Source organism: Brevundimonas sp. FV1ps31S, assembly GCF_058681265.1.
The window spans coordinates 457,359-479,487 of the sequence record NZ_CM178735.1 but is presented as its reverse complement, the minus strand read 5'-3'; the positions used below and the strand labels follow the sequence as shown (position 1 = coordinate 479,487).

At 67.0% G+C, this 22,129-nt stretch carries 22 protein-coding genes; 14 read left to right on the top strand and 8 right to left on the bottom strand.

Annotated elements, in window-relative coordinates; all coding sequences use genetic code 11:
- Nucleotide 1: 1 nt before the first annotated feature.
- Nucleotides 2–1,099: a glycosyltransferase family 4 protein gene (locus tag ACVPT3_RS02235; RefSeq protein WP_492042594.1), complete on the bottom strand. Its 1,098-nt coding sequence runs from the start codon at nt 1,097–1,099 to the stop codon at nt 2–4.
- 244 nt (nt 1,100–1,343) lie between these two features.
- Here ACVPT3_RS02235 and ACVPT3_RS02230 point away from each other — a divergent pair, with 244 nt between their 5' ends.
- The 4 genes from ACVPT3_RS02230 (at nt 1,344) to ACVPT3_RS02215 (ending at nt 6,843) form a co-directional block, all read left to right on the top strand.
- Nucleotides 1,344–1,868 carry an RNA polymerase sigma factor gene (locus tag ACVPT3_RS02230; protein WP_492042593.1) on the top strand — a complete coding sequence of 175 codons (525 nt, stop codon included), beginning with the start codon at nt 1,344–1,346 and terminating at the stop codon, nt 1,866–1,868.
- Between the two features lie 37 nt (nt 1,869–1,905).
- On the top strand, nt 1,906–2,847 hold the full coding sequence (locus ACVPT3_RS02225; protein WP_492042592.1) for a FecR family protein: 942 nt from the start codon (nt 1,906–1,908) through the stop codon (nt 2,845–2,847).
- A complete protein-coding gene (locus ACVPT3_RS02220; RefSeq protein ID WP_492042591.1) occupies nt 2,844–5,168 on the top strand; it encodes a TonB-dependent receptor plug domain-containing protein in 2,325 nt (774 codons plus the stop codon). The genes ACVPT3_RS02225 and ACVPT3_RS02220 overlap by 4 nt, the downstream gene beginning before the upstream one ends.
- 103 nt (nt 5,169–5,271) lie before the next feature.
- Nucleotides 5,272–6,843 (top strand): autotransporter domain-containing protein, encoded by a 1,572-nt coding sequence (locus ACVPT3_RS02215; RefSeq protein WP_492042590.1) that lies wholly within the window; start codon nt 5,272–5,274, stop codon nt 6,841–6,843.
- A 109-nt stretch (nt 6,844–6,952) separates the two neighbouring features.
- On the opposite strand, the gene ACVPT3_RS02210 is transcribed toward ACVPT3_RS02215, so the two are convergent.
- A complete protein-coding gene (locus tag ACVPT3_RS02210) occupies nt 6,953–7,465 on the bottom strand; it encodes an Ada metal-binding domain-containing protein (RefSeq protein ID WP_492042589.1) in 513 nt (170 codons plus the stop codon).
- A gap of 188 nt (nt 7,466–7,653) precedes the next feature.
- Between ACVPT3_RS02210 and ACVPT3_RS02205 the strand changes: the two genes are divergently transcribed.
- From ACVPT3_RS02205 to ACVPT3_RS02190, 4 genes are read left to right on the top strand one after another with little or no spacing between them, the layout of a single operon-like run.
- Nucleotides 7,654–8,076: a DUF305 domain-containing protein gene (locus ACVPT3_RS02205; RefSeq protein WP_492042588.1), complete on the top strand. Its 423-nt coding sequence runs from the start codon at nt 7,654–7,656 to the stop codon at nt 8,074–8,076.
- 4 nt (nt 8,077–8,080) lie between these two features.
- On the top strand, nt 8,081–9,511 hold the full coding sequence (locus ACVPT3_RS02200; protein ID WP_492042587.1) for a YncE family protein: 1,431 nt from the start codon (nt 8,081–8,083) through the stop codon (nt 9,509–9,511).
- A 9-nt stretch (nt 9,512–9,520) separates the two neighbouring features.
- Nucleotides 9,521–10,039 carry a sigma-70 family RNA polymerase sigma factor gene (locus ACVPT3_RS02195; RefSeq protein WP_492042586.1) on the top strand — a complete coding sequence of 173 codons (519 nt, stop codon included), beginning with the start codon at nt 9,521–9,523 and terminating at the stop codon, nt 10,037–10,039.
- Nucleotides 10,036–10,806: an anti-sigma factor family protein gene (locus ACVPT3_RS02190; RefSeq protein WP_492042585.1), complete on the top strand. Its 771-nt coding sequence runs from the start codon at nt 10,036–10,038 to the stop codon at nt 10,804–10,806. The genes ACVPT3_RS02195 and ACVPT3_RS02190 overlap by 4 nt, the downstream gene beginning before the upstream one ends.
- Nucleotides 10,807–11,048: 242 nt before the next feature.
- On the opposite strand, the gene ACVPT3_RS02185 is transcribed toward ACVPT3_RS02190, so the two are convergent.
- Nucleotides 11,049–11,516 (bottom strand): MarR family winged helix-turn-helix transcriptional regulator, encoded by a 468-nt coding sequence (locus ACVPT3_RS02185; protein WP_492042584.1) that lies wholly within the window; start codon nt 11,514–11,516, stop codon nt 11,049–11,051.
- Between the two features lie 422 nt (nt 11,517–11,938).
- Between ACVPT3_RS02185 and ACVPT3_RS02180 the strand changes: the two genes are divergently transcribed.
- The 3 genes from ACVPT3_RS02180 (at nt 11,939) to ACVPT3_RS02170 (ending at nt 14,035) form a co-directional block, all read left to right on the top strand.
- The gene (locus ACVPT3_RS02180; RefSeq protein WP_492042583.1) at nt 11,939–12,730 is read left to right on the top strand and encodes an alpha/beta fold hydrolase; all 792 of its coding nucleotides are present in this window, start codon (nt 11,939–11,941) and stop codon (nt 12,728–12,730) included.
- A 48-nt stretch (nt 12,731–12,778) separates the two neighbouring features.
- On the top strand, nt 12,779–13,609 hold the full coding sequence (locus ACVPT3_RS02175; protein WP_492042582.1) for an alpha/beta fold hydrolase: 831 nt from the start codon (nt 12,779–12,781) through the stop codon (nt 13,607–13,609).
- Between the two features lie 168 nt (nt 13,610–13,777).
- Entirely contained in the window at nt 13,778–14,035 is a 258-nt protein-coding gene (locus ACVPT3_RS02170) for a hypothetical protein (RefSeq protein WP_492042581.1), read from the top strand.
- Here ACVPT3_RS02170 and ACVPT3_RS02165 read toward each other — a convergent pair.
- The 3 genes from ACVPT3_RS02165 to ACVPT3_RS02155 form a co-directional block, all read right to left on the bottom strand.
- The gene (locus ACVPT3_RS02165; RefSeq protein WP_492042580.1) at nt 14,022–15,674 is read right to left on the bottom strand and encodes an FAD-dependent oxidoreductase; all 1,653 of its coding nucleotides are present in this window, start codon (nt 15,672–15,674) and stop codon (nt 14,022–14,024) included. The two genes, ACVPT3_RS02170 and ACVPT3_RS02165, sit on opposite strands and share 14 nt — an antisense overlap.
- Entirely contained in the window at nt 15,671–16,792 is a 1,122-nt protein-coding gene (locus ACVPT3_RS02160) for a patatin-like phospholipase family protein (RefSeq protein WP_492042579.1), read from the bottom strand. The genes ACVPT3_RS02165 and ACVPT3_RS02160 overlap by 4 nt, the downstream gene beginning before the upstream one ends.
- A 314-nt stretch (nt 16,793–17,106) precedes the next feature.
- Nucleotides 17,107–18,090 carry an alpha/beta fold hydrolase gene (locus ACVPT3_RS02155; RefSeq protein ID WP_492042578.1) on the bottom strand — a complete coding sequence of 328 codons (984 nt, stop codon included), beginning with the start codon at nt 18,088–18,090 and terminating at the stop codon, nt 17,107–17,109.
- A gap of 417 nt (nt 18,091–18,507) precedes the next feature.
- On the opposite strand from ACVPT3_RS02155, the gene ACVPT3_RS02150 reads away from it, so the two are divergent.
- The 3 genes from ACVPT3_RS02150 to ACVPT3_RS02140 all read left to right on the top strand — a co-directional run bounded on the left by ACVPT3_RS02150 (nt 18,508) and on the right by ACVPT3_RS02140 (nt 20,265).
- A complete protein-coding gene (locus ACVPT3_RS02150; RefSeq protein ID WP_492042577.1) occupies nt 18,508–19,194 on the top strand; it encodes an alpha/beta hydrolase in 687 nt (228 codons plus the stop codon).
- A gap of 41 nt (nt 19,195–19,235) precedes the next feature.
- Nucleotides 19,236–19,907, top strand: coding sequence for an isochorismatase family protein (locus ACVPT3_RS02145; RefSeq protein ID WP_492042576.1), 672 nt, complete (start codon nt 19,236–19,238; stop codon nt 19,905–19,907).
- Between the two features lie 109 nt (nt 19,908–20,016).
- Complete coding sequence (locus tag ACVPT3_RS02140) at nt 20,017–20,265, top strand: DUF1427 family protein (RefSeq protein ID WP_492042575.1); 249 nt, start codon at nt 20,017–20,019, stop codon at nt 20,263–20,265.
- A gap of 141 nt (nt 20,266–20,406) precedes the next feature.
- On the opposite strand, the gene ACVPT3_RS02135 is transcribed toward ACVPT3_RS02140, so the two are convergent.
- Nucleotides 20,407–20,598 (bottom strand): response regulator transcription factor, encoded by a 192-nt coding sequence (locus ACVPT3_RS02135; protein ID WP_492042574.1) that lies wholly within the window; start codon nt 20,596–20,598, stop codon nt 20,407–20,409.
- A 298-nt stretch (nt 20,599–20,896) separates the two neighbouring features.
- Nucleotides 20,897–22,090, bottom strand: coding sequence for a serine hydrolase domain-containing protein (locus tag ACVPT3_RS02130; RefSeq protein WP_492042573.1), 1,194 nt, complete (start codon nt 22,088–22,090; stop codon nt 20,897–20,899).
- Between the last annotated feature and the right edge of the window lie 39 nt (nt 22,091–22,129).

Genomic DNA, 22,129 nt, shown 5'->3' with positions numbered 1-22,129 from the left:
TTCAGCGCGGCGCGTCTGCACGACATACAGGCCGGATCACCTGTGCCGCATGGCCGAAGGCGGGATGAGTCAGTTCGACGGCGGCGGCAGCCCGGCATCCGGCAAGAACGGTTCTGCGGACCATCTGCAGCTGCGCCGCCCTGCGACCCGGCTGGTGAACCTCGGACACATAGCGCTGTCCGCCACGCGCCAGCCGGAATCGCTCGCCCGGGTCGAGGATCAGGCGCTCCATCGCCTCAATCAGCATGTCCGGCGTCACGGCTCGCAAGTAGAGGGCATGAGGGCCGCTGGCCTCGCGCAGCCCCCCACGACCCGAAGAGATCAGGGCGGCGCCGGCCGCGTGGGCTTCCACGGCGGTGAGGCCGAAGGGTTCGTCCCAGATCGAGGGCGTCAGGGCGATGGCGGCGGACTTCATGACATCTTGAACCTGACCGATCGGGGCGGAGCGCAGGATTTTGACCCTCTCCCCGAAGCGCGCCAACGGCGCCACGTGCGGGCTCGCCCAGCGATGATGATGGTCCCAGTCGTTCAGCATCAGCACCGCGCGCCAGTCCGGATGTCGATCCAGAACCGCAGGGAGGGCGGCGCAAACAGCGGCGACGCCCTTTTCCGGCATGGCCCGTCCCGCAAAGGCGATAATCGGCTCCCGGCGTTCAAGGGGCGCCAGCCAGGGGCTCACGTCGATGGGATTGGGCACTGAAAAGGCGCGATCCGCTTGGCGGGGATAGGCGCGCGCGAAGGCGTCCCTTTCCGCGTCGCTGACGAAGACGAAGCCGTCCATCCAGTCGTAGCGCCGATTGTATCGCCAGTTCTCCAGCATATGCCGGGGCGTTTTCAGCGCGTTGTGGCGATAGAGTATATGGGCGGGCTCAGGCAGGATCGAGGAGACGAACACGGCCTGTTTGACCTGCTGGTGGTGTTCGATCACGTCAGGTCGATAGGCTCGCAGGGCTTCGATCAAGGCCGTGCGGCGACGCGCGCCCTCGGACGGCAGGACGACGACATTCGACAGCCCATGATCCTGGGCGCCTTCGCAGCAGAATATCCGGACGTCCTGGCCAGAGCCGGCCTGCACCAGGGTGCGAACCACAGTCTCCATGGAATTGGGCTGGGATGCGGAGAAGCGGCATCCGGAGGGCATCAGGATTGCAGTGCGCACGGCGAACGATCCGACTTGAGAACAGCGCGGCGTTTAGGCCGGAGGCGCCCGGCGCGCGACGGATTTGCCGAATTTGAGAGTAAGCGGGTGCGGTCCACACGTCCGATCATCGACGATCGATTCCACCGCGACCTCCGATCTCATCAGTTGCCGGGATCATCGCGAGCGGGTGTATAGGGCGCCGATGAGCCCACCCCCTTCGACACAGGCCGCCGGTCTAGAGGCGGTGTTTCGCGCATTGCGGCCGGAGCTCGAACGGCGCGCCCGCGCCATGGGCGCGGCAGACGACGCGGAGGATGTTCTCCAGGACGTCTGGATCCGGCTGCAGACCTCATCACATGGCCCAATCGCCAATCCCCGCGCCTATCTGCTCCGCATGGTCTACACGAGCGTTCTGGACCGCCGCCGTGGGCGTCTCAGGACCTCGGCCCGCGAGGCCGCCTGGCTCAGGGACGGGGACGGCGAGGCCGACCTCGCGACCGGCGCCGAGGCCGAGCGTGTCCTGATCGCACGCGAGACTCTGGCCGCCGTCGAGGATCGGCTCGAAGCCCTGGGCGACCCCGCCGCCATGATCTTCCGCCGTCATCGAATCGACGGCCACACCCAACGCCGCATCGCCGAGGATCTGCGTATGGGCTTGAGCACGGTCGAAAAACACCTGCGACGCGCCTACGCCGCGCTCCTGGGCCTTGAGGGAGACCCGGCATGAGGCAAACCCTCCACCGCGGCGTCCAGGGGATATGCAGATGACCGACACTCCAAACGCCGTCGAACGCGCCGCCCTGGACTGGCTTGTGCGCGTCAACGATCCCGCCTTCGACGCCTGGGACGACTGGCAGGCTTGGCTTGCTGAAGACCCACTGAACGCGACCGTCTACTGGCGGCTGGCGACGGCCGAGGCCGATCTCGTCGACGCCATGGCGGCGCGCGTCAGAATGCCGGATCTGCGCGCCACGGGCGGCGCTCGTCGGTTGGCGTCCCGGACATGGTTCGCGGCGGCGGCCGCCACCCTGGTCGCCGCTCTGGTCGGAATCGGTTGGTACGGTTTGGCGCGCCCTCAGCCCTGGCTGGTGGAGACCGCGCCCGGCGAACAGAGGGCCCTGGAGCTGGCGGACGGCACGACCATCCATGTCGCCGGCGGCACGCGTCTGCGCCTGGACCGACGCACGCCCCGGAACGCCGAACTGGAATCAGGCCGCGCCCTGTTCGAGGTCGCTCACGACGACCGCCGCCCCTTCGTGGTCGAGGTCGGCGAGATCGCGGTCACGGACCTCGGGACCGTCTTCGACGTCACCCGTCTGCCCGACGGCGCGCGCGTGACCGTTTCCGAAGGCGTGGTGCGGGTCGATCTGAAGGGGCGCTCCGCCACTCTGAACGCCGGCGACGGCGTCATCGTCGGAGACCGGGGCTTCGAAGGGCGCCCCGTTGACCCCGCTGCGGTCGACGCCTGGCGCGACGGGCGGCTGGTCTATGACAATGAACGTCTCGCTGTCGTCGCCGTCGATCTGTCGATCGCGCTGGGCCGCCCGGTCAGGGTGGCGCCGGAACTGGCGGACCGCCGCATTTCGGGAAGCCTCTCGGTTTCTGGCCCGTCCGAGACCGTGCGGCGGCGGCTGGAACTCAGCCTCGACGCCCGGGTGGCGAACGACGGCGCGGGTTGGCGCATCGAGAGACGCGCCGCTCCGTGACGGCCCCTGTCGTCCTCGTCGCGGCCGTACTGGCCCACATGTCGGCTCAGACGCCGGCTCGCCAGCATGACTTCAACGTCCGTCCGGGCTCCCTCCTCCAGGGGGCTCAGGCGATCGCGGCTCAAGCCGGGGTGGATGTGGTCGTCCAGGCCCCGCTTCGCGGCCGGGCTGCGGCGGGCGTCAACGGACGGCTGACCGTGGACCAGGCCTTCGAGCGGCTGTTGCGACCGACCGGAGCCCGCGCCGTGCGACTGGCGGACGGGGTCTACAGGATCGAGCCGGCTCCCCCTGTCCGCCCTACGCCTCCGCCGCCGCGCCCGGCCGCCCCGACCGTTCTGGACGAGGTGATCGTCACGGCCTCCGTGCGACGGGGCGGCCTGTCCGAAGCGACAGGACGAACCCGCATTCCTCCCACAGGACTGGAAAGGGCGGAGGGGGTCGCCTCCAGCGAGGTCGTCGCCGACCTCTCCGCCACCGTCGACTCGACCCGCCAGGGTCCGGGCCGCAACAAGCTCTTTGTCCGTGGCCTCGCCGATTCCGCCTTCAACGGGCCGCTTCAGTCCACCATCGGCCAGTATCTGGGCGACCTGAGACTGACCTACGGATCGCCCGACCCGGACCTGGCCCTGGTCGACATCGCGGGCGTGGAGGTGTTCGAGGGGCCGCAGGGCGCGCGGTTCGGCGCCGGCTCCATCGGCGGCGTCGTCCGTCTGCAACCCGTTCCGCCGTCCTTCGCCGAAACAAGCGCGCGGTTCGTCGCCGGTCTGTCGTCGACCTCCGGCGGCGCAGATGGGGCGGACGCCGCAGCGATCTTCAACCAGCCCTGGGGCGACGACGCCGCAGCTCGGTTCGTCGTCTACGGCCGCCGAGACGGCGGTTTCCTGAACAATCCGGCGCGAGGCGTCGAGGACGGCGACAGCGTCGACACATTGGGCCTCCGAGGCGCAATCCGTCTGGTTCGCGACGGCTGGACCTTCGACCTCACGGCGGTCGGGCAGGACATTGTCGCAAACGACGCCCAGACTATACCGGCGGCGGACCAGAGATTATCGCGGGACCGTCTGGTCGCCGAACCCTATCGAAGCACGCTTGCGCTGGCGGGGGTGACAGCGAGCCGCGATGTCGGCGCCATGCGGCTGACGTCCGCGACCAGTCTGTCTCGCCAGACCCTCAAGGAACGGTTCGACGCCACCGAACCGGGCGGAGCGGTGGCCGCCGTCGTGGACCGCGACCAGTCGATCTGGGCCCTGTCCAGCGAGTTCCGCGTCGAATCCGACCGGGAGGCTCGCTGGTCCTGGACCGGCGGCGCCGCCCTGGCGCTCGGTGAAACCCGCGCCGAACGACGCCGGTTTGAACTGTCCCAGGCGCCAGGCCCGATCTATGGCTCGGATCTCGACCGGACCTTTGCGGAGGCCGCCGTGTTCGGCGAGGCCGTGGCTCGTCCCGCCCAAGGCGTGCGGCTGGCGTTCGGCGGTCGCCTGGCCGCGGTTCGTCTCGTCTACGACATCCGAACGATCTCGGCGAATGTGGTGAAGGTCGCCTCCCCGCGCGACGACGGCGTCAGCGTGACGGCGACCCCGACCGTCTCGGCGCGCTGGACGGCCCCGTTCGGCTGGTCGGCCTTTATGCGGTTTGATCAGGCCGTCCGGCCGGGCGGCGTCAGCGACAGCGATGGAGGCGTGGAGACCTTCGCCTCGGACCATGTCACCCTGTGGGAAACCGGCGTCCAGACGCCGACCTCGTCAAACATCCAGGCCCAGGTCTCGATCGGCTGGCAGGACTGGCGAGACATCCAGGCCGACGTCGCGACCCAGGGCGGCGACCTCGTGACGGGGAATATCGGCGACGGCCGGATTCGGTTCGTATCCGCAAGGGCGGCCTGGACCCCAGTCCCAGCGCTCCAACTCTCGGGCGGACTGTTTCTCAACGACAGTCTCGTACGGATCGACCAGCCTACGATCATCGGGGTAAGTCGCGCGCCGATCCCGAACGTCGCGCCCGTCGGCGCCCAGCTGGCCGTGGATCAGGGGGACCTGCGTCTGGCCGGCCTGCCCCTGACGCTCGGCGCCAACCTGCGCTACGTCGGCAAGTCGCGGCTGGGGCTGGGGCCAGGTCTCGACGTCCCCCAGGGAGGCTATGTGCGCACCGAGCTGACCGCCCGGCTCGGCTCGGCCCAGCGCGCCTTCAGCCTGCGGATTTCCAATCCGTTCGACGTCCAGGCGACCCGCTACGGCATCGGGTCGCCCTACCGGCTCTTCGACCCCCAGGCGGTCCCGCTGCGCCCCCTGACCGTGCGGCTCGGCTTTGAGGCCGCCTTCTGATTTCAGGTCGCCGTAAGGTCTCCGCCGACGGGCGGCGTCTTCTCCCCGACAGCCGCACCGCGGCGGCGCTCCGCACAAGGCAGGGCGCTTGGGGAAACTATAGATGCCGGTTCGATCATCTGTTCGTCACAGCGCACAGCGCCGCCGTTCGGCTCACCTCCTCGCCATAACAGGCGCCGTTCTGGCCGGCGTCGGCCTCGTCGGCTTAAGCCCAGCCTTGGCCGACGAGGCGTCATGGGACGTCGCGCCCCTAAGCCCCGGCGACGACAGGGAGGAAAACACCGGAACCCTCGTCATCAGCCAGGGACGCGATTACGGCGCGGGCGATGACATGTTCACCAACAAGGGCGTGCTCCGGTTCGCAAAGAGCGCCGCGCCCTTGACCCTGGCCTTCACCAGCCTGGAACGGTTCGCCAACGACGGCGGGCTTGTGGATCTCCGAAACGAACGGGCCGGCGACGTCTTTTCCCTTTCCGGCTCCTACGCCGCTTCGGGCGACGCCCGCCTGGGCCTGGACATCGGCGCCACGGCGGCGGACAGGTTCGTCATCGGCGGCGGCGCGTCCGGCCGGACGGGCCTTCTGCTGAACGTCGCCCCGACCGATGCGCGCCTTCTGGCCAAGGGTCTGACCGTGGTCACCGTCGGCTCCAGTTCCGCGTCGAACGCCTTCTACGTCGCCAATCCCGACCAGGGTCTGGTCCGCTACGCCGTCAGCTATGACTCGTCGGCGCGCGCCTATTTGCTGAACGCCTCGGCCGGCCTGGCCGTCCACCAGACCGTGCGGGCCGGTGAAGGCCTCGCCACCGCCTGGCGCGCCTCCGCCGACGCCTTCGGGGCCGAACAGTCGATGGCGCGCGCCGCCGGCGGCGCCGCCAGCCGAGTCTGGGCCCAGGCCCACGGCGGTCGACTGGACCGGAAGAGCGACGACGCAAGCTTCGACCTCGCCTATGACCAGACCACCGCGGGTGGTCAGATGGGCGCCTCGCTGGGCGCACGCGACTTTGCCGGCGGCCAGGCCATCGTCGGTCTCACCGGCGGCTACGTCGATTCCCGGCTGGCCTTCGACGACAGCGGGCTGAGAGCGGACATCGAAACCGTCAACGCCGGCGTCTATTCGGCCTGGCGTAGACTGGGCTTCTTCACCACCGCGTTGATCAAGGCGGATCGCCACCATCTCAAGCTCCGCAGCCCGGCCGCAGGTTTCGAGGCGGATGTGGATGGAACGAGCTGGGGCGGACAGATCGAGGCCGGCTATCGCATCGCTCTGGAGGGCGGCGGTTTCGAACCTCTCGTCGGCCTCGATTATGTCCGCAGCGGCATGGACGATCTCGAGGTTCTTGGACAGCGGGTCGTGTTCGATGATCGCGGCGGCTTCTCGGCGCGCGTGGGCGCCCAAGGCTTCATCCGCAAAGACCTGGCCGACGACCGCGCCGTGATCGTCTCCCTGGCCGTCGAGGCGGTTCAGGATCTCGACGCCGACCAGACCGGTCGCCTGGTCAGCGGCGGTCAGACCGACGTCGTCGCGCTGGAGGGCCAGAAGACCTTCGCCCGAACGCGGCTCGTGGCCCAGTTCCAGACCGGCGGCGGCCTGCAGGCCTTTGTTCAGGGCGAGGGCCGCTTCGGCGAGAATCAGTTGGGCGGCGGCGTCCGCGCGGGCGCGCGCTACCGCTTCTGAACCGTTCGACGCGGGCGCTCGTCGCCCGCGTCGTTCATCCCGCGCGTGTCACCCGTCCCTGTCCGCGACGCGGGATGCAGGCCGCCGCCGAAAGGCGGCGGCCACTTCCTTATATGAGACGACCGAGCCCCGGGCCGTATCCTTCGATATCGACGACGCGCGTCGTCGACCACGGTGGCGGGGAGGACTTGGTGCGGACGGAATCGAAATAGCGACCAGGGGTGACGCCTGTCACCCGCTTGAACAGTCGATGAAAATGGGAGGCGCTGATCCCCGCCGCCTGCGCCAGCGTTTTCAGGGTCGGCGTCTGACGCGCGTCGGAGACCTGGGCGCAGGCCGCCTCCACCAGGGCGCGTTGACGCTCGTAAAGGGCGGGTTCTTCCGGCCGGCATCGGCGGCAAGGACGAAAGCCCGTTCGACGCGCCTCCGCGAGCGTCTCGTGGAAACGGATGTGTTCTGGCCTGGCTTTTCGCGAGGGACAGGTAGGCCGGCAATAGACGCCTGTCGTCACGACAGAATACCAGAAGACCCCTTCCGCGCGTGGATCTCGCGCATGAACCTGGGCGAGCCGACGTCCTCGCGGCGTAGGCGAAGGGGTGGTGGAAATCTCGGACATGGACATGGCGTCTTCCAGAAAGCGCGTTTCCGGGAAGACGCCGCCGGGGCGCGGACGCATTATGATTGAGGCGTGAAATTCAGGGCTCTGATCAGCGTTTAGCCCTCTCCGGCTGGGGAAATTCAGGGGGCGGGAATAATCGGCCCTCTGGCGACGTCTATGTCGGCATCACCCCATCCAAGCCGAGGCCGACCATGCCGACTATCTCCTTGCGCAAATCCGTGGCGCCCCTCGCCGCCCTGACCGTGCTGGGCCTCGCCGCGCCGCTGGCCGCCAGCACGCCTTCTGAGCAGTTCATGGCCGAGAACGACGCGGCGATGGCCCATATGCACGCCGCCATGGAGATCACCCCCACCGGCGATATCGATCGCGACTTCGTCGCAATGATGATCCCTCATCATCAGGGCGGCATCGACATGGCCGTGGCGGTGTTGCGTCATAGCCGAAACGAACAGATCCGGCGGCTGGCCCAGGAGATCATCGTCGAGCAGCAGCAGGAAATCGCCGCCCTGCGACTGGCGGTGGGCCAGCCGCTGCCCGCCGCCTACCCCGCCCCGACCAATCCCCCGTCGTCGGCTCAACCTGGCCTTCCATCCGCCCATCATCACGGAGGCTGATGCCATGCAGCGCCAGATCTTGCTCGCGACCAGTCTTTCAGCCGTTCTCTTGGCCGCCAACGCCCAAGCCCAGACGAGCCCGATCAGTCCGATCTCCGCCCGCGACCGCATCTATGCCGCAGAGCAGTTCTCGAACACCGTGTCGGTGACCGATCCCTCCACCAACCGGCTGGTGGGCCTGATAAGGCTGGGCGATCCGTCGCCCGCCAACCTCAGCCCGCTGTACCGGGGGCAGTTGCTTGTCCACGGCCTGGGCTTCTCGCCCGACGGCAGGACGCTGGCCGTGGTGTCGATCGGCTCCAACTCGGTCAGCTTCATCGACACGGCGACCAATGTGGTGAAGCATGTCGCCTATATCGGCCGGTCTCCGCACGAGGCCTTCTTCACGCCTGACGGCAGGGAGTTGTGGGTGACGGTGCGCGGCGAGGACTATGTTTCGGTGATCGACCCGGTCAGCTACGAAGAAATTCGCCGCATCAGGACGCCGGGCGGACCGGGCATGACCATCTTCTCGCCGGACGGCCGCTACGGCTACATCTGCTCATCGTTCAATCCCAAGACGGTGGTGGTGGATGTGGCGGCCCATGAGATCGTCGGGGAAGTCGCCCAGCCCAGCGCCTTCTGCCCCAATATCGCCGCCTCGCCGGACGGCTCGCAGGTCTGGTTCACCCTCAAGGACATCGGCAAGGCGATGGCCTTCAACGCCCGCCCGCCGTTCGATGTGCTTACGACGCTGGACACGGGCCCCCTCACCAACCACGTCAACTTCGCCCGAACTGAGCACGGCCAGTTCGCCTATGTCACCGTGGGCGGGAAAAACGTCGTCAAGGTCTTCCGCACCGACGACTTCAGCCCCGTTGCGACCATCCCCGTCGGCGCCTTGCCCCATGGCCTCTGGGCGTCGCCCGACGGTTCGCGGATTTATGTCGGACTGGAGAACGCCGGTGAACTGGCGGTGATCGACACCGCCTCCAACACGGTCGTGGCCAATGTGGGCGTCGGCCAGGCGCCCCAGGCGCTCGTCTATGTGCCCGGCGCGGTCCCCACCGGCGCAGGCGACCAGAATCTGCAGCCCCGGTCAGAGGGCGGTTCGGTCCTGATCCGCATGCGCGTCAGCGACGGGACGGAGGCCGGCACAACCATCAGCCTGTATGATCAGGGCCTGATTCAGGTCGTTCAGGGGGCGGTGTCCGGACTGAGGCCGCGCTCGCCCTATGTCCTGGCCCTGGCGCAGACGCCGGACGGCTCCGGCCCCCTTGAGCCGATCGCCGCCTTCACGACCAATCCCGCCGGCGGCGCCATAGTCAATGCGCTGGGGCCCATCCGCCAACAGGTGCGCGCCGAACAGGGCGCGCCCCGCCGCTACCTGGTGATCGCATCCGGCACGGCGGTCCTGCCCGGCGCCCCGGTGCAGATCCAAGTCCTGGAGCCCTAGGGTGCACGCATGACGGACATGGAGCATTTGATCGAACCGGTGATCCCAGGGCTGCGGCGTTACGCCAACGCCCTGGTTCGCGATCCGACCGAGGCCGACGACCTTGTCCAGGACTGTCTGGAGCGTGCGGTCGCCCGCTGGGGCCAGCGCCGCGCCGACAACGACACGCGCAGCTGGCTTTACGCCATACTGCACAATCTGGCGGTCAACCGGTGGCGCAAGCTGAGTCGACGGGGCGTGATGGCGCCGATCGACACGGTCGATCCAAGATCGCTGTCCGTGGCGCCGGCGCAGGAGCATGGGCTGGCCCGCGCCGATGTTCTGCGCGCCTTGGATAGTTTGCCAGATGAATACCGCAGCGTGATCCTGCTGGTGACGGTCGAGGGCCTGCCCTATGCTGAAGCCGCCCCTGTTCTGGGCGTACCGCTCGGCACGGTCATGTCGCGTCTCTCGCGCGGACGCGCCCGCCTGGCCGCGGCCCTGGCCGAAGGCGCGCCCGTCAAATCGCATCTCAGGAGGGTCAAATGACCGCCGACCGCCCGATTGGCGAAGACGAGCTTCATGCCTTTCTTGACGGCGCGCTCGAAGAGGACCGGCACGCCGCAGTGCAGCGCTATCTGGACGCCCACCCGGAAGAACAGGCCCGCCTAGCGGCTTACCGCCGACAGGGCGAGGCTTTGCGAGAGGCCCTGGCGCCCCTCGCTGACCAGGCCCTGCCTGCGGAACTCAGTCTGAAAGCCCTCGCCGAACGTCGCCGAAAGGCCCTGGCCGGAAGACATCGGTTCGCGGCGGCCGTCGCCATCCTCTGCATCGGCGGCTTGTCGGGTTGGTTTGGGCGGGCGGCGGTCGCGCCGCCCGCGCGGGGGATCGATGCGCTGGGCCGCGAGGCCGTCGACAACTACACCGTCTACGCCTCCGACACGCTCCGTCCCGTCGAGCTGGCTTCCGACCAGCGCGCGACGCTGACGCGCTGGGTGTCCGAACGTCTCGACGCGCCGGTCCAGGCCCCTGATCTGCAGGGCGCCGGCTATAGTTTCCTTGGCGGACGACTTGTAACGACTCCCAACGGCCCGGCCGCCCTGTTCGTCTACGATGGGACGTTCGGCGACCGGCTGACGGTGATGGTGCGGCCGATGGAGATCGACAGGAACCGCCCCATGTCCGAGCGGTCCTATGGGTCGCTCGACGGCGTGACCTGGTCGGAGAACGGCCTCGGCTTCAGCGTCGTTGCGCCCCGCGCCTCGGCTGATCTGCTTCCTGTCGCCGAAAACGTGCGCCGGCAAACCTTCCCCTGAGCCCTTCCGCCTAGGCTGTGACGGCGCCCGCCAACCTGATCCGACGGCGGCCCCGACCTCTGGCGGCGCGCCATCAAGGACGCGCGAGCGTGCTCGCGTCGGACAGATCGCCGCCATCACTGGCGGCGATTTCATCATCGACAGCGGAACGACCCCGACCGTCTGACCGGTAGCGATCACGCCCGGGGCATGATCGAGGGCGGAAGCCCGGGCCGCATCCGCCGAGGATCTCCGGCTCTCCCCTAGCCGTGCGAAGGCTTGCGCGACCCCAGGCTTTCGTAGACGGCGTCGCGCAGGGACTTGAGGCGCATGTTGAGGTCGCCGAGCTCGGGCATGGTCTGGCCTGAGGCGTTCAACAGGGCCTCGCCCAGACACCCTGCGCGCTCGCGCAAGGCTTGCCCCTCGCCGGTCAGGGTGATCACCACCTGCCGCTCATTCGCAGGGTTGCGCGCCCGCCGGACAAGGCCTGCGGCTTCCAGCCGTTTCAACAAGGGCGTCATGGTGCTGGGCTCCAGCGCCAATTCGTCCGCGATTTCGCCGACAGTCCGGCCGTCCTCCCGCCACAGGACGTTCATCACGAGATACTGCGGATAGGTGACGCCCAAGGCGTCCAGCAGGGGCTTGTACGCCCGCTGGATGGCCATGCCGGTCGAATAGACGGTGAAACAAAGCTGGTCATCCATCGGGATGGGACCTTTGGATTTGGACATTCCGACCTACTCGCTCCTGCACAGGACGAGAGTTATATCGCGATAATTATTCTCTTAACAAGACCGATGGGTCCGCCTCGTCCTGCCCGTCTCATGGCAGGAGGATCGGTGAACTGGATGCAACGCGCTTCGAAGCGGGCGCACTGAAAAATCCAGCCGGTGGGAATAATCGGCCCTCTGGAGACGTCTGACATCAGAGCCCCGCGATCCCCCGCCCCCAAGGCCCACTTGGCGTTCCTTCCGACCATCATGACGGCTGACTCCATGCCCGGCACCCCGCCTCAGACTCCGAAAAGTTGGAATTTGATATATCGCGATAAATATTAGCTTGACATAGCTCCCGTAGTTCACACATCTTCTATTAGCGCAATAACTGTTATCGCGACCATGCTCCATCCAAGCCAGCTCTGAAAGAAACGACCATGATCAAGTTCCGCAACATCCTCCTCGCCGCCGTCGGCGCCGCCAGCATTGGCGGAGCCGCTCAGGCTCAGTCCGTCCAGACGATTCCCGCATCTCAGACCGTCCGCAACGTCGTCCTGGTTCACGGCGCCTTCGCCGACGGCTCGGGCTGGCGCGTGGTTTATGACGACCTGACCGCTCGCGGCTACCGGGTGACCATCGTCCAGAACCCCCTCACCTCCCTGGCAGACGACGTAGCCGCCACGCGGCGCGCCCTCGCCCGCCAGGACGGCGGAACCATTCTTGTCGGCCACTCGTGGGGCGGCGTGGTGATCACCGAGGCCGGCGTGGATGAAAAGGTGAAGGGGCTGGTCTATGTCTCCGCCCTGACGCCCGATGTGGGCGAGACGGCCGGCGACCAGTACGAGGGCTTCGGCATCCCCTCGACCTTCGTGATCGAGGAACAGGCCGACGGGTTCGGCTTCATCAAGGCCGAGCGCTTCCAGGAAGGGTTCGCCGCCGACGTCAGCGACGCCGACGCCGCCTTCATGCGCGACTCTCAGGTTCCGATCGCCATGTCGGTCTTCGCTACGCCGGTCACCCAGGCCGCCTGGAGAACGCGTCCGAGCTGGTTCATCGTCGCCACCGAGGACGCCGCCATCGCCCCGGCCATGCTGCGTCAGCAAGCGGAGAAGATCGGCGCCGTCAAGGTCGAGATTCGCGCCAGCCACGTCCCGATGATCTCACAACCGCGCGCCGTCGCCGACGTCATCGACCAGGCCGCCAGAAGCACCGGCGACCAGTCGAACTGATCGCTTCAGACCGATCGATCTTTGTCTCCCCCCTCAAAGGACATAGCCATGACCTACCTGACCCTCTCCGACGACACTCGCCTGTTCTACAAGGACTGGGGCCCCAAGGACGCACAACCGATCGTCTTCCACCACGGCTGGCCCCTCAGCGCCGACGACTGGGACAACCAGATGCTGTTCTTCCTGGACAAGGGATTTCGCGTCATCGCCCATGATCGCCGCGGCCACGGCCGATCGGACCAGACCGACACCGGTAATGACATGGACACCTACGCCGCGGACGTCGCGGGACTGGCGGAGGCGCTCGACCTGAAGAACGCCGTCCATATCGGTCACTCCACCGGCGGGGGCGAGGTGATCCGCTACGTCGCCCGCAGCCGGCCCGGCCGCGTCGCCAAGGCCGTGCTGATCGGCGCCGTGCCGCCGATCATGTTGGCCACTGCGGACTATCCCGGCGGACTGCCGATGTCGGTGTTCGACGGGTTCCGCGATGCGCTCAAGCACAACCGCGCGCAATTCTTCCTCGATGTGCCGTCGGGTCCCTTCTACGGCTTCAACCGCGAAGGGGCGGAGGTGAGCGAAGGCTTGATCCGCAACTGGTGGCGCCAGGGCATGGCGGGCGGCGCAAAGGCCCACTACGACTGCATCACCGCCTTCTCCGAGACCGACTTCACCGCGGACCTGAAAGCCGTCTCGCTGCCGGTGCTCCTGCTTCACGGCGAGGACGATCAGGTCGTGCCGATCGACGCCTCCGCGCATCAGGCGATCAAACTGTTGTCGAACGGAACGCTAAAGACCTATCCCGGCCTGTCCCATGGGCTGTTCGCGACCCATCCGGACGTCGTCAACGCCGACCTGCTGGCGTTCATTCAGGCATAGAGCCTCTCGCGGTTGGATGCGGGGATCTCGTATCCCTGCATCCAACTGCCGCCGGCGAACCGCTTCGCCCCGTTTTTCGGCCGAACGCTTCCGTCTCGCTTCCACGGATCGACCGGCCCGGGAGGCGGCGGATATGCTGGAAAGGTCTTGGAGATGGCTGGCGAGAAATTGAGCAAGCGCGTGGTGACCGTGTGGGGGCCTGCGCCAAGGACTACATCGTTCGACGGCGAACAGCCGGGATTCGGCGTCCGGGTGATGCCGAAGGGCAAGCGCTTCTATCTGATCCAGTATCGCCGGCGCGGCCGGACCCTGCGCAGGGCGCCGGGCCATCATGGCTTGGTGGAATCGCTGCGCAAGCTGACCGGGGTCGATGACATTCCCCGCGAGACAGGGGACGAGCCGGAAAATCCCTTCAGGCGCGTTTGAGCGAAGCCAGCCGGCGGTGAAGCTGGGAGACCACGGCCGCTCCCTCTCCGACGGCTGCGGCCACCCGCTTGGTCGATCCTGCCCGAACGTCGCCGATTGCGAACACGCCCGGACAGGTGGTCTCGAGCGGCAGGTCGGAGGCTCCCGTCAAGATGAAGCCTCGGTCGTCGGTCGCCACGCAGTCCCGCGCCCAGTCGGCGTTCGGATCAGCGCCGATGAACAGGAACAGGTGGCGTAACGCCAAGGCCTCCACGGCGCCCGTATCACGATTGCGGCAGGTCGCGCCTTGCAGGCCGGTTGAACAATCGCCTTCGAGAGACACGATCTCCGTTCGCAGATGCACCTCCACATTGGGCAGGGCCGCGATTCGATCGATCAGATATTTGGACATCGAAGTCTGCAGGCTTTTGCCTCGCACCAGCAGGCGGAGCCTGGACACCCTGGATGCGAGGAAGACGACGGCCTGGCCGGCCGAGTTGCCGGCGCCGACCACAGCGACTTCTTCTCCCGCGCAGAGCGCAGCTTCGACCGGCGTCGCCCAATATGAGATCCCGGTCCCCTCGAAGACGTCCAGTTGCTTGATGGCGGGACGGCGATAGCGGGCGCCGGAGGCGATAACGACGGACCGTGCTCGCAGAACCTCCCCGTTCGTCAGCCGGAGCTCTACGAGGCCGGAGGCCCGGACGGCCGGCGGACAGACAAGGGCGGCGACCTGCATCGGAATGGCCACCTCCGCGCCGAATTTGAGCGCCTGGTTGAAGGCGCGCGCGGCTAGGGCGTGGCCGGAGATCCCGGTGGGGAAGCCGAGATAGTTCTCGATCCGGGCCGAGGCGCCGGCCTGGCCGCCCATGGCGCGCTGATCCAGGACGACGACGGACAGGCCCTCGGATGCGGCGTAAACGGCGGTGGCGAGGCCCGCCGGCCCGGCCCCGACGATGGCGACGTCGTACACGGCGGCGGGATCGAATTCCGGAGTGAGGCCGAGACAGGTGGCGGCCTCAAGATCGGTCGGGCGCCTCAGGACTGTCCCGTTCGGGCAGACCATGAGCGGAAGGTCCGTCACGGCGACGCCCAGGCGGGAAACGAGGGCTCGTCCCTCCGCATCCGTATCGGCGTCCAGAAGGGTGACCGGATAGCCGTTGCGGATCAACATGCTCTGCAGACGGCGTGTGTGGAACTCGTCGGCGCTGCCGACGAGGATTGACCCGGACGCCCCGCCCTCGATCAGATCGGCGCGCCGGAGGATCAGGGCGCGCATCATGAGTTCGCTGATCTCGGCCGCACCGATCAGCAGCGCCCGAAGGTGGACGGCGTCGAGTGGGAAGGCGCGACAGCCGTCCGCTCCGGCCGATCCTTCCGCGATCGCGGCGCGGCCCGCGAGCTGGCTGACCTCGCCGGTGAATTGGCCGGCGGACAAGGTCGTCACGAGGCGTTCATGACCCAAGCCGTCGCGCCGCATGATCCGCACCTCGCCCTCGACGATGAGCCAGACCGGAGCGTTCCGGGCGCCGATGGCGGACACCACCTCGCCGGGCGCGAACGCACGAGCGGGACCGCTCGCGAAGCCGATGGCGACCAACAGCTGGGCGCCGCTGAGCACGGGAAACATCTGAGCGCCGCGGTCCGTGATGAGGTTCATGGGACGGGTCCTGGAAAGGCGGGCGTCATGGAGTCGGGCGCCACGGCGTCGCCGGCGAGCCATTCGAGCACGCCGGGCTCCGCAAAAGCCTGTCCCGCCATCGCGCGATCGCGGCCGAGTGCGAAGAGGCTGGCGGTGTGCCGGACGTCGAACATCAGGGGATGGGCGTCCACCCCGTCGGGGATGGCGGCGTAGACGACAGAAGCGCCGTTCCGGCTGGCGAAGGCGGCGACGAAGCGCAACTGACTGCGAGCGTCGGCGCGTCCCAGGGTGTCGAGGGTCCGTTCGATGATGGCCACGCTGGCGCCGCGGGTCGCCGCAAATTCCGAGCCGGTCTGGCCGTTGATGATGAGATAGAGTTCGGTCGGTCGCATGGGCCCTTGGGGGCGCCAGAAGTTCAGCGTCTCCGGCACAAGAAAGAACGGCGCGGTCACCCCGCCGTCGACATGCATTTCCGCAATACGTCCGCTCGGATCTGCGCTCATCATGACGGGCGGGAACACGCCAGGAATGCTGGCGGCCGCCACCAAGACCCTCCGGAACAGCGCCTTGGCCTTGGCCCCGTGCAAGGGATGCGCCGCATCGGTCGCTATGGCCCCGAGATCCCAAAGGACCGAAGCACGCGTATCGAGGTTTGTTGTGGCGACGAGAAGACGACGGCCGGCGGCGTGCTCACGGGCGACAGCCTCCAGAAGATCGTCGGTGACATAGCGCTCGACCAGGCGTTTCAGCGGGGCGGCTGGGTATAGGCTGGGATTGCTCAACACCCCCAGACGGTCGGAGGTCAGGGCGCGAAGGTCCCTGTCCTGGTAGGCCGTGGCCAGGCGTTCGTCAAACCGCGCCCCGGCGAAGGCAAACGGGGCGGCCAGGGCGCCGGTGCTGACCCCGGTGACAATGTCGAAATGGGGACGGTCGCCATACCGGTTCCAGCCGACCAACACCCCCGCTCCAAACGCACCGCTCGCCCCTCCGCCAGACAGGGCCAGTCCCTTGATCCCGTCGAGGCCAAGCGCTTGACGCTGGGCGGCCCACCGCTCCAGCCAGACAAAGAACGGACCTTCGTCAGCCGAGGGGAAACGGTAACGATCAAGTTCGGCCGTATAGGCCGACGACGCCATCTCGCCGGCCGTGACGGGAGCCCGGGATATCGTTCCACAACCGACCAGACCCAAAACCAGAATGAGGCTCAGCGCGGCGTGGCGAGCCCGAGACCGGTTCGATCGCATTGAACGACCGACGCCGCAAGCCACGGAACCACGGAGCGACTGAGTGCGCGACAGGGTCGCCATAGGTCGCCTTTCAGGACTGTCTCGACCGGTAAAGCGGCCGGTATCGGAAAAGAAGGGCCCAACCGTGCAAGGGGGGCATGGGCACGGCTGGACCCTAGACCGGACGGCGACGCGGGCGTCACGTCCGGTATTCATAAATGAGGTTAGTCGCGCCCCGGCCGCTCGCCGATCGAACGATCCAGAAAGTCCTCGATCAGCGGCCCGACGACATGGAGTTGGTCCTCAAGGACGAAGTGCCCCGAGTCGAGGATGTGCATTTCGGCCTTGGGGAGATCCCGCAGATAGGGATGAGCGCCCGGCTCCGGGAAGATCTTGTCGTTCTTGCCCCAGACGATCAGCGTCGGCGGCTGGTGCTCGCGGAAATAGGCTTGGAATTGCGGATAGAGGGGAAGGTTGGTGCCATAGTCGAGGAACAGATCCTTCTGAATCTCGTCATTGCCCGGGCGATCGAGAAGCGCTTGGTCGATCACCCAGTTGTCCGGACTGATGCGCGACCGGTCTTCCATGCCGTCGGTGTACTGGAAGACAGTGATTTCGGGCGTGACCATGGCGCCCATGGCCGCGCGGTTCGCCGGCGTTTCGTTCGCCCAGTACCGCTTGACCGGGTCCCAGAAGGCGCCGAGCCCCTCTTCATAGGCATTGCCGTTCTGAACGATCAGCGCGCTCACCCGCTCGGGGCGTTTGAGGGCGAGGCGATAGCCGACGGGCGCACCGTAATCCATCACATACAGGGCATAGCGGGTCACGCCGATCTGGTTAGTCAGACCGTCGATGATGTCCGCGAAGTGGGCGAAGCTGTAGTCGAACGCCGTATGGTCCGGCATCGCGCTTTGGCCGAACCCCGGATAGTCCGGGGCGATCACATGGTAGCGATCGGCCAGCAGCGGGATCAGGTTGCGGAACATGTGCGACGAGGTCGGGAAGCCGTGCAAGAGAAGCACGACAGGCGCGTCCGCAGGGCCGGCTTCGCGATAGAAGATGCGCACCCCGTCCACCGTCGCGGTCCGATAGTGGATAGTGTGCGCAGGGACGACGGCGGACGACGCCGACGCAGCCTGGAAGGCCATGGCCGGGGTCGAAAGGGCAAGCGCTGCAAATGCTGCGGTCGCGAGGAGAAGGCGTTTCATGTGGCGGGTCCATTCTGAAGGGTCAAAGGCCTGACGGAGAGACCGAGAGAGGCCCGCCGCACCCCAGAAGCCTAGGCCAAAGGCGACGTTTGCGGTCGTAAAGCGGGGTAAAGCCTTGTTGGGAGCGCCGCCGTCTGCCGCTCAGCTGTCGGACCGAAGACGTGCGCTCCCCTTAACGGTCAAAAGCGATGCAAATCAGCGACCAACGGCAGACGAAACGCCCTCGCGCTTGGCTCAAAGCGCGCCTGCTCAAGGTCAGCACGAATTTTTACTTCAGCTTACTTCGCGTTTGGACCGCTCGGCATGATGGTCGCCGTGCCGCTCCGAGACGCAACCGGACCGCCCGTCGTTTCGGGCGGATCCCGTCGATCTTCTGAACCGGCAGCTCTTTCCGCTTCGCGAACTGGACCCAACCCGATGCCAACTCCCCTCTCGATCATCCTCGTGCACGGCGCCTTCGTCGACGGCTCGGGCTGGCGCCAGGTGCATGACATCCTGGTCGGCCGAGGCCATAAAGTTCTCATCACCCAACACCCGACCCAGTCGTTGGACGGAGATGTGGAGGTCGTGACGCGTTCGATCGCCCAGGCGAAGAACCCTGTGGTTCTGGTCGGCCATTCCTACGGCGGCGCCGTCGTCAGCCAAGCCGGCAACGATCCCAGGGTGGAGGCCCTTGTGTATGTCGCCGCCTTCGTGCCGGATGCGGGTGAGTCCGTGGCCGACCTGGTCGCCAATCCGCTGGCGGACGTCGTCCCCGCTCCGATTGTGGCCGACAACGGATGGCTCTCGCTCGATCGCACCAAGTTCGCCGAAGCGTTTTGCGCAGACGTCCCTGCGGCAGACGCTCGCTTCATGGCCGCCTCCCAGCTGCCCTGGGGCGGAGCCGCGTTTGCGGGGCCCATCAGCCAGGCCGCCTGGAGGACGAAGCCGACCCACTACCTCGTCGCCACCGAGGATCGGATGATCCCGCCTGCCGCCCAGCAACAGTTGGCGGCGCGCGCCAACGCACCGACCACCGAAGTCGCCGCGAGTCATGCCGTGATGATCTCCCACCCGACCGCGGTCGCGGACGTCATCGAACGGGCCGGCGCCGATCGCCGCTGATCGCTTCTCGTCCTCCTCACCACAGCCACGAAAGACCCGCCATGACAGACACAACCCGCGCCAAGTCGAGCGTCCTGCCCACGGGCGGCGGACAGGCCCTGATGGATCCGTCGGACACCGTCATACTGCTGCTCGATCACCAGTCCGGCCTGTTCCAGACCGTGAAGGACATTCCCGTCGCCGATCTGCGTCGCAACGTGGAGATGGTCGCCCGGCTGGCGACGCTCCTCAACTTGCCGGTCATCACCACCGCCTCGGAGCCGAGCGGCACAAACGGGCCCTTGATGCCGGAAATCCACGCCCACGCGCCCCATGCCGTCTACGTCCCACGCAAGGGCGAGGTGAACGCCTGGGACAATGAGGACTTCGTCGCCCAGGTCTGCTCGACGGGACGACGCACCCTGATCATGGCCGGCGTCTGGACGAGCGTTTGCGTCGCCTTCCCTGCCCTGGACGCCAGGGCGGCCGGCTATGACGTCTACGCCGTGATGGACGCTTCGGGCGACCCCAGCGAAATGGCGTCGCGCACCACCCTGGCCCGCCTGGTTCAGGGGGGGGTCAAGCCGACCACGACCAATGCCGTCCTCTCCGAACTTCATCGGACCTGGGCGCGGCCCGAGGCCGCCGAGTTGGCAGGTCTGTATGGTATGGCGGCGCCCAACTACGCCGCCGTCATTGAGAGCTTCCAGCGCGCCCAGGAAGGCGCGCGCTGAGAGCGCGACCCGCATCGCATCCGGACCTGCCGCCTCCGCAGGTCGGGGTCAGGGCGACGGTTCCGACACGAGACAGGTCGTATCTGCCCGGCTGCCAAGGAAAAAATGGATGCAGGCCTATATCCTCTCCCTCGGCGCCGGGCTTTTGGTGGGCGTGATCTACGCCTTGCTGAACGTCAGGTCGCCGGCTCCGCCGATGATCGCACTGCTGGGCCTGCTCGGCATTCTCCTCGGCGAGCAGGCGACGCCGGTCGCCAAACGGATAGGGGTGCGGGTCATCCAGACCTGGACCGAGTCCCGCTCGACAACCCCGAAACCCTCGACGCCGGTCGCGCGCGAGGGCAACCGCGATGACTAAACACGGCCCCATTCGGCAGTCGCAGGCAGGGCGTTTTGATCATGAAGGCCGCGGCCTCAGTTCGGCCCAGCCGGAAAAGGCCGAACGCGACAATGGCGGACGCGGCTTGGCTGACCGCCGACGAAGCGGCGTCAACATCTGTCACAACGAGATGATCCCCCTGCGAAGGGCGGTGGTTACGGCCTGGGTGCGATCGCTGACGTCCAGCTTGGAAAAGATGCTCCTGATGTGGGTCTTCACCGGATCTTCCGAGACGGCCAAACGTCGGGCGATGACCTTGTTCGCCGCGCCGGCGGCGATGCAGTCGAGGATCTGCACCTCACGCGCCGTCAAGGGATCCTCGGCGGCGTGGAGCGCGATCTCCTGAGCGCCGCCGGGATGATCCTGAGAATTATTCAGCTACCGTCGGATAGGCTGCGTAGGCCGAAAACGCGCCAGGCAAAGTCATTTCGCTGATGCCGCAGATACGCCAGAATCGGACATCGGCTGTGCGCCGGAAAAACGACATACAAGCTATGCGGATGACCTGGCTGACGTCGGTTGGTTCGTCGCGAGGGTCCATAAAGGGCCGGACTACTCCGACTTCGCCCGATGCCTGCGCAAGTTGGTGCAGGCCAACTGAAATCCGTCATCACGACTGTTGTGCGTTGGCCAGCCATCGGCGGTATTCCCCAAGAAAGGGCGATCCCCGGTCGATTTGCTCGATCAGTTCCGGCATCGCAGCGAGCGCTTTCGCATTCGGCGCATTCAGGAAGATGATGACCCCAGATTTCGAGGGGTTCCCGATATAGGCGAGGCTCACTTCGGACCAGTCCGCCCCACCGTGCTCGAGAACGACCGCATTGCCAAACCTCAAGATATTGAAGCCCAGCCCGTAACCCTGATGATCAGGACAGAGGGTCGATGATGGCGCCGCGCAGTCGACGATCGCCTGATTTCCCTTGTCGGTCTGGACACGATCGCGATCCGCAGCCATTCCTGCGCTGTACCCCTCCGCCGTCGCCACGGCCCGCAAGAACAGGGCGTAGTCGCGAACCGTGGTGACCATGTCGTCGGCGGCGGAATAGCTTCCCTCCGGGCGGCAGCCGCCGCCTTGTTCGGCGGGCCGGCAATAATATCCCGGAAACTGACCGGCCTCATCGGCAGGCCGGGCGATGGAAGTCGCAGCCTCCCCGCGCCTGGCGAGAAGGCTCGTATGGGTCATTCCGACAGGTCCGAAAACGACCTCCTGCACGAGGTCCGGGAACGGTCGGCCGAGCTTCCGCTCGGCGAACCGCGCCAGATATTCCATCCCTTCGCCGGAATAACTGTAGCGTTCCCCGGGCCCTGACTGAAAGGCCAACCGGCCGCCGGGCAGGAAGAAGCGCCAGTTCGGAAAGCCGGTTGAATGGTTGAGCGCTGTACGCGGCGTCAAGGCGAGCCGACGGGGATCATCGGCGATGTCCGGATCCAGCCAGTAGTCGACCATCGGCTCATCGAGGGACAACTGTCCTTGGTCCGCCAAACGCAGAACCGTTTCGGCTGTCACGGTCTTCGTGATCGAGGCGACGTTGAACTGCGTCTCGGGTCCTGCCGGGATCCCGGGGGACTGTTCGCCCAGATAGCGTTCCCAAACCAACTCCCCGTCTCGAATGATGCCGATGCCCGCCGTGACGATGCCATGCCGCCGGACAATCTCCGCGATCGCGGCCTCGGCGGCTCGACTGGGCGCCGCTGTTCGACTGTCGCCGGACGCTTGAGCCACAGTGGCGGGCGCGGGCGGGGGTGCGCAGGCGATCGCCCCGAGAGACAGGACGCTGCTGACTGCAAGCGCGAGGCGCCACATTGCGGCTTTTGACTGGTTCACCTTGGGCCCCGCTTTCCT